Genomic DNA, 6,524 nt, shown 5'->3' on the forward strand with positions numbered 1-6,524 from the left:
GGCGCCGCGGGGGGGGGCCCCCCCCCCCGGCCGGGGGGGGGCCGGGGGGGGGGGGGGGGGGGCCCCGCGGGCGCCCCCCCCCCCCCCCGCCGTACTACTTGAGAACCTTCGTGACCTGGCCCGCGCCGACGGTCCGGCCACCCTCGCGGATGGCGAAGCGCAGACCTTCCTCCATGGCGATCGGCTGGATCAGCTCGACCGTCATCTCGGTGTTGTCGCCCGGCATGACCATCTCGGTACCGTCCGGGAGGGTCACGACGCCGGTGACGTCCGTGGTGCGGAAGTAGAACTGCGGACGGTAGTTCTTGAAGAACGGCGTGTGGCGGCCGCCCTCGTCCTTGTTCAGGATGTAGACGCGAGCCTCGAACACCGTGTGCGGGGTGATCGACTTCGGCTTCACGACGACCTGGCCGCGCTCGACGTCCTCACGCTTGATGCCGCGAAGGAGGAGTCCGACGTTGTCGCCGGCCTGGCCCTCGTCGAGCAGCTTGCGGAACATCTCGACACCGGTGACGGTCGTGGTGGTCGTCTCCGGCTTGATGCCGACGATCTCGATCGTCTCGCTGACCTTGACGATTCCACGCTCGATGCGGCCGGTGACAACAGTGCCACGACCGGTGATCGTGAAGACGTCCTCGATCGGCATCAGGAACGGGCGGTCGATCTCACGCACGGGCTCGGGGATCGACTCGTCGACCGCCGCCATGAGCTCGAGCAGCTTGGCGCCCCACTCCTTGTCACCCTCCAGCGCCTTGAGCGCGGAGACGCGGATGACCGGGACGTCGTCGCCGGGGAACTCGTACGAGCTGAGCAGCTCGCGGACCTCGAGCTCGACGAGCTCGAGGATCTCCTCGTCGTCGACCATGTCGGCCTTGTTCAGCGCGACGACGATGTACGGCACACCGACCTGACGAGCGAGCAGCACGTGCTCCTTCGTCTGCGGCATGGGGCCGTCGGTCGCGGAGACCACCAGGATCGCGCCGTCCATCTGCGCGGCACCGGTGATCATGTTCTTGATGTAGTCCGCGTGACCCGGGCAGTCGACGTGCGCGTAGTGACGCGAGTCGGTCTGGTACTCGACATGCGCGATCGAGATCGTGATGCCGCGGGCCTTCTCCTCCGGCGCCTTGTCGATCTGGTCGAACGGCGTGAAGGGGTTGAGGTCCGGGTATGCGTCGTGCAGGACCTTGGTGATCGCAGCGGTCAGCGTGGTCTTGCCATGGTCGATGTGACCGATGGTGCCAATGTTGACGTGCGGCTTGGTCCGCTCGAACTTCTGCTTCGCCACGGGTGTCCCTCCAAGGACGGGTGGTGTCGTGCTGTGTTGTCGTCAGGTGGGGGTGTTGCTCACGCCGCGGAGACGGTCACTCCCCCCGCGCCTTGGCGATGATCTCCTTGGCGACGTTCGCGGGAACCTCGGCGTAGGAGTCGAACTGCATCGAGTAGCTGGCCCGGCCGGACGTCTTCGACCGCAGGTCACCCACGTAGCCGAACATCTCCGACAGCGGAACCGTGGCTCGCACGATGCGCGACCCGCCGCGCTCCTCCATCGCCTGGATCTGACCACGCCGCGAGTTCAGGTCGCCGATCACGTCACCCATGTGGTCCTCGGGTGTCGTGACCTCGACGGCCATCAGCGGCTCGAGCAGAACCGGATCGGCCTTGCGGGCCGCGTCCTTGAAGACCATCGAGCCGGCGATCTTGAACGCGAGCTCCGAGGAGTCCACGTCGTGGTACTGGCCGTCCAGGAGGGTGACCTTGACGTCGACCAGCGGGTAGCCGGCGAGCACGCCGAACTCCATGGCCTCCTGGCACCCGGCGTCCACCGAGGGGATGTACTCCTTGGGGATGCGACCGCCGGTGACCTTGTTCTGGAACTCGTACCCGCCGCCGTCACCGCCGGAGGGCTCGAGGCTGATGATCACACGAGCGTACTGGCCGGAGCCGCCGGTCTGCTTCTTGTGCGTGTAGTCGACCTTCTCCACCTTGCGGCGGATGGTCTCCCGGTACGCGACCTGCGGCTTGCCGACGTTCGCCTCGACGCTGAACTCGCGGCGCATCCGGTCGACCAGCACGTCAAGGTGCAGCTCGCCCATACCCGCGATGATCGTCTGGCCGGTCTCCTCGTCGGTGCGGACCTGGAAGGTCGGGTCCTCCTCGGCGAGCCGCTGGATCGCGGTGCCCAGCTTCTGCTGGTCGGCCTTGGTCTTCGGTTCGATCGCGACGTGGATGACCGGAGCCGGGAACGTCATCGACTCCAGGATCACCGGCGCGGTCGGGTCGCAGAGCGTGTCACCGGTGGTGGTGTTCTTCAGCCCCACCACGGCGACGATCTGGCCCGCGCCGACACCGTCGCGGTCCTCCCGGTGGTTGGCGTGCATCTGCAGGATGCGCCCGATGCGCTCCTTGCGGTCCTTGGTGGAGTTCAGGACCGGGGAGCCACCGTTGATCCTGCCGGAGTAGACCCGGATGTAGGTCAGCTTGCCGACGTACGGGTCGCTCATGATCTTGAAGGCGAGCGCGGAGAACGGCTCGCTCTCACTCGGCTCCCGGCGGACCTCGGCGGCCTCGTCGCTGACCGAGTGGCCAACCGTGGCACCGATGTCGAGTGGGTTCGGCAGGAAGTCGACCACCGCGTCCAGCATCGGCTGGACACCCTTGTTCTTGAACGCCGACCCGCACAGCACCGGGTTGATCTTGCTGGCGAGCGTGGCGCGCCGCAGCGCGGCCACGAGCTGCTCCTCGGTGGGCTCCTCGCCCTCGAGGTAGAGCTCCATGAGCTCGTCGTCGTTCTCGGCGACGGTCTCCACCAGCTTGTCGTGCCATTCCTGCGCGGCCTCGGCGTGATCGGCCGGAATGTCGACGGAGTCGTACGACGCGCCCTTGTCCTCCGACTGCCAGAGGAGACCCTTCATCCGGATCAGGTCGATGACGCCACGGAAGTCCGACTCCACACCCCAGGGGAGCTGGATGACGGCGGGCGTCGCGTCAAGCCGGTCGACCATCATGTCGACGCAGCGGTGGAACTCCGCGCCGACCCGGTCCATCTTGTTGACGAAGGCGATCCGCGGGACGTCGTAGCGGTCGGCCTGCTTCCAGACCGTCTCGCTCTGCGGTTCGACCCCGGCGACGGCGTCGAACACCGCGACCGCACCGTCAAGGACCCGCAGCGAGCGCTCCACCTCGACGGTGAAGTCGACGTGGCCAGGCGTGTCGATGATGTTGATGGTGTGGTCGCGCCAGATACAGGTGGTGGCGGCGGAGGTGATGGTGATCCCCCGCTCCTGCTCCTGCTCCATCCAGTCCATCGTGGCGCCACCCTCGTGGACTTCACCGATCTTGTAGTTCACACCGGTGTAGAAGAGGATGCGCTCGGTGGTGGTGGTCTTGCCCGCGTCGATGTGGGCCATGATCCCGATGTTGCGGGTCCTGGCCAGAGAGGAGTCTGCGTCAGAAGGCATCTCGAGCTACCAACGGTAGTGGGCGAAGGCCTTGTTGGACTCCGCCATCTTGTGGGTGTCCTCCCGGCGCTTCACGCTGGCGCCGAGACCGTTGCTCGCGTCGATGAGCTCGTTCATCAGCCGCTCGGTCATCGTCTTCTCGCGACGAGCTCGGGAGTAGCCGACGAGCCAGCGCAGCGCGAGGGTCGTGCTGCGACCGGCCCGCACCTCCACCGGCACCTGGTAGGTGGCGCCACCAACACGGCGGCTGCGCACTTCCAGCGTGGGCTTCACGTTGTCCAGCGCCCGCTTGAGTGTGACGACCGGGTCGTTACCGGTCTTGTTCTTCGCGCCCTCAAGCGCGCCGTACACGATGCGCTCGGCGACGGACTTCTTGCCGCTCATCAGCACCTTGTTCACCAGCGCGGTCACCAGCGGCGACCCGTATACCGGGTCGACGACGACGGCGTGCTTGGGCGCGGGCCCCTTGCGCGGCATCAGCCCTTCTCCTTCTTCGCGCCGTAACGGCTGCGAGCCTGCTTGCGGTTACGGACGCCCTGCGTGTCGAGGGCGCCACGAACGATCTTGTAGCGGACGCCCGGCAGGTCCTTCACCCGGCCGCCACGCACGAGGACGATCGAGTGCTCCTGCAAGTTGTGGCCGACGCCCGGGATGTAGGCGGTGACCTCGATCCCGCTGTTCAGCCGGACACGTGCCACCTTGCGCAGCGCGGAGTTCGGCTTCTTCGGAGTGGTCGTGTAGACGCGGGTGCACACACCACGACGCTGAGGGCTCCCCTTGAGTGCCGGGGTCTTGGTCTTCTCGACCTTGTCCTGCCGGCCCTTGCGGACCAGCTGCTGGATCGTGGGCAACGCCGCTCCCGTTCCTGTCACGCCTCGTCGTACTGCCTTGGGCAACCAGACCGGTACCCGGCCTACCTGCATGTCCGCCTGCGCCCTGCACCCGAGCTGCCGGGAATCACCCCGATACCGCCTGGTGTCGTCTGCTGACTCCGACCGGTTCCCCGACCCACGCGGTCGGGTGTGTCGCACCCTCCGACCGTGCGAATCCAACAAAAAGATCCAGCTACGGTGTGGAAAGCACGCCTGACCCGCCCAGCCGCATCGCGGAACCGAGCCCGACAGTCGCCGACGGCCGCCTGAGCGCTGGCATTTCACCAGCCTGCTCGGCACCACGGCGCCACATCGAAGTACGGGACGCACGCCAGAGCCACGCGGGCTCCGGCCACAGGCGTCAACAGTACTCCACGGCTGCACCGGGTGTCGAACAGGGTGCCGCCCGACCTCCGACGCAGACACCGACATGCCCGCCGCGACAGGATCGCGGCTGGTGAGGAGCCTGGCGAACACCAAGAGCCAGCAATCCACTACCCGCATCACGGGGCGGCCGGACTCTTACGCCATCAGCACCAGGAGGACAGACACTCTGTTAGCCCGCGGCCGACCAGCGGCCGGCCCAACAGCCAACCAGCAGTCGCTGGCACGCTGTACCAGACAGCACGATACCGGCAAACGAGGGGCCGCGGAACATGTCCGACCCAGTCGAGGCAGGGCCGACGGGCGCACCGCGGCCGACACGCGCGCGGATCCTGGCCGCGCGGGGCAGCATCGTTCCCGATCTGCTCGCCCCGCGAACCGTGGTGCTTCTCTGCGGCATCAACCCGTCCCTGGAGTCCGGGGCGACCGGCTTCCACTTCGGCACCCCGAGCAATCGGCTCTGGCCGGCCCTGCAGCTGGCCGGCTTCACCCCACGTCGCCTGCACCCGAGCGAGACCGGTGAGCTGACCAGCCGTGGCATCAGCATCACCAACCTGGTCCAGCGCTCGACGGCCCGCGCCGACGAGATCGACGACGCCGAGATCCGCGCCGGCATACCCCGCCTCACCGCCCTGGTCGAACGGATCGAGCCGGATTTCGTCGCCTTCCTGGGTCTGGCCGCCTATCGGGTCGGTTTTCGCCGTCGCCAGGCCAGGGTGGGCCGCCAACCCGAGCGTCTCGGGCCCGCCGGGATCTGGCTGCTGCCCAACCCCAGTGGGCTCAACGCCCACTACCAGCTTCCCGACCTGGCAAGGGCCTACGGCGAGCTACGCCGGGCCGCCTACCCGCGGCCTTCCTGAGCCCCTGGGGCGACGTCCCCACCCCAGGGGACGAGAGCTGGCAGTTCGGCCGTCAGGGAGCCCGGGAGCAGCCCTGCGGTCGGCGTCCAGAAGTCGTCGCCGGGTGGGGCCTCGAGCCGTCGGCGCTGCCCGCCGACGTCGAGGGCCAGCCGCCAGGAGTGCAGCAGCGCCCGTCCGGTGGCGGCGCGGTCGAACAGGGGATCACCGTCGATCGGATGACCGATCCAGGCCAGGTGGACGCGGATCTGATGGCGGCGCCCGCTGACCGGGGTGGCCGCCAGCAGCGTGAACTCGCCGCCCTCCCAGACCCGGACGAACGTCGTGACGGACGGGTAGACCCGGACATGGTCGAACGCCGCCCCCGACCGCACCGTCCAGCACAGCGCGTCACCCGCGGGCTCGGCGAGGATGTCGGCGCGGTTGGCGGCGATGCGGACCCGGTTCTTACGCCCCACGCTGAGCGGAAGGTCGATGATGCCGGCCGCGGGCAGACCGCGGGTCCGGGTGAGCGCCAGGTAGCACTTGTCGACGGTGCGCCGGGCGAACTGGCGGGTCAGGTCACCGTGAAAGCGTAGTTCGCGGGCGAACAGGATCAGCCCCGAGGTGACCTTGTCGATGCGGTGGACGGGGAAGAGCTCCTCGCCCAGCGCCGCGGCCAGGCGGACGAGGTCGGTGTCGTGGCGCTCCCCCATGACCGAGATCCCGGCGGGCTTGTCGAGCGCCAGCATCGTCTCGTCCTCGTGCACGAGGTGCCGCGCGCGCAGGCTCGCCCAGGTCCCCGTCTCCACTGCCAAGGTCCTCACTCCTGTTCCCCTACATGACGGCTTCCCGCCACATGACGGCTTCCCGCCACATGACGACGGCGGCCCGGTTCCCTCCGGGGGGAGAGAACCGGGCCGGTCGCGTATTAACAAATGACGCAGCCGACGAACATAAGCGGGGAGATC

6 protein-coding genes are annotated in these 6,524 nt (G+C 68.1%); 1 reads left to right on the forward strand and 5 read right to left on the reverse strand.

Going from position 1 to position 6,524, the window contains the following annotated elements:
• Window positions 1-94 precede the first annotated feature (94 nt).
• The 4 genes from tuf to rpsL all read right to left on the reverse strand — a co-directional run bounded on the left by tuf (window position 95) and on the right by rpsL (window position 4,312).
• Complete coding sequence (gene tuf / locus MXD61_RS05210; RefSeq protein WP_163547629.1) at window positions 95-1,288, reverse strand: elongation factor Tu; 1,194 nt, start codon at window positions 1,286-1,288, stop codon at window positions 95-97.
• A 76-nt stretch (window positions 1,289-1,364) separates the two neighbouring features.
• Window positions 1,365-3,461: an elongation factor G gene (gene fusA / locus MXD61_RS05215; protein WP_248811716.1), complete on the reverse strand. Its 2,097-nt coding sequence runs from the start codon at window positions 3,459-3,461 to the stop codon at window positions 1,365-1,367.
• A gap of 6 nt (window positions 3,462-3,467) precedes the next feature.
• Window positions 3,468-3,938 carry a 30S ribosomal protein S7 gene (gene rpsG, locus MXD61_RS05220; RefSeq protein ID WP_101832667.1) on the reverse strand — a complete coding sequence of 157 codons (471 nt, stop codon included), beginning with the start codon at window positions 3,936-3,938 and terminating at the stop codon, window positions 3,468-3,470.
• Window positions 3,938-4,312, reverse strand: coding sequence for a 30S ribosomal protein S12 (rpsL, locus tag MXD61_RS05225; RefSeq protein ID WP_009740532.1), 375 nt, complete (start codon window positions 4,310-4,312; stop codon window positions 3,938-3,940). The genes rpsG and rpsL overlap by 1 nt, the downstream gene beginning before the upstream one ends.
• A gap of 677 nt (window positions 4,313-4,989) precedes the next feature.
• On the opposite strand from rpsL, the gene mug reads away from it, so the two are divergent.
• A complete protein-coding gene (gene mug, locus MXD61_RS05230) occupies window positions 4,990-5,577 on the forward strand; it encodes a G/U mismatch-specific DNA glycosylase (protein ID WP_248811717.1) in 588 nt (195 codons plus the stop codon).
• Here mug and MXD61_RS05235 read toward each other — a convergent pair.
• Window positions 5,559-6,305 (reverse strand): RluA family pseudouridine synthase, encoded by a 747-nt coding sequence (locus MXD61_RS05235; RefSeq protein ID WP_248811718.1) that lies wholly within the window; start codon window positions 6,303-6,305, stop codon window positions 5,559-5,561. The genes mug and MXD61_RS05235 overlap by 19 nt on opposite strands.
• Between the last annotated feature and the right edge of the window lie 219 nt (window positions 6,306-6,524).

This window comes from Frankia sp. AgPm24 (assembly GCF_023243055.1).
GTDB lineage: Bacteria > Actinomycetota > Actinomycetes > Frankiales > Frankiaceae > Frankia > Frankia umida.

Bases quoted from the DNA above. Each gene is read 5' to 3' on its own strand.
- fusA (WP_248811716.1), bottom strand. From the start codon at position 3,461: ATGCCTTCTGACGCAGACTCCTCTCTGGCCAGGACCCGCAACATCGGG.
- rpsG (WP_101832667.1), bottom strand. From the start codon at position 3,938: ATGCCGCGCAAGGGGCCCGCGCCCAAGCACGCCGTCGTCGTCGACCCG.
- mug (WP_248811717.1), top strand. From the start codon at position 4,990: ATGTCCGACCCAGTCGAGGCAGGGCCGACGGGCGCACCGCGGCCGACA.
- MXD61_RS05235 (WP_248811718.1), bottom strand. From the start codon at position 6,305: ATGCTGGCGCTCGACAAGCCCGCCGGGATCTCGGTCATGGGGGAGCGC.